We start from the raw sequence: 204 nt of genomic DNA, 5'->3' as shown, positions 1-204 counted from the left end.
CGATTAACGCTCGCACCCTCCGTATTACCGCGGCTGCTGGCACGGAGTTAGCCGGTGCTTCTTCTGTGAGTGATGTCGTTCCTCGGGGGTATTAGCCCCCAGGCTTTCTTCCTCACTGAAAGTGCTTTACAACCCGAAAGCCTTCTTCACACACGCGGCATGGCTGGATCAGGCTTGCGCCCATTGTCCAATATTCCCCACTGC

General features: G+C 56.4%; 1 rRNA gene. It reads right to left on the bottom strand.

The window, feature by feature from the left end:
- A 16S ribosomal RNA gene (locus HALO32_RS17875) occupies window positions 1-204 on the bottom strand; the annotation flags it as partial.

Origin of the sequence: Halomonas lysinitropha (assembly GCF_902500215.1) — a bacterium.
GTDB classification, from domain to species: Bacteria; Pseudomonadota; Gammaproteobacteria; order Pseudomonadales; family Halomonadaceae; genus Halomonas; species Halomonas lysinitropha.
Note: the sequence above shows the minus strand (reverse complement) of the source record. Positions and strands in the feature narration are given on the sequence as shown.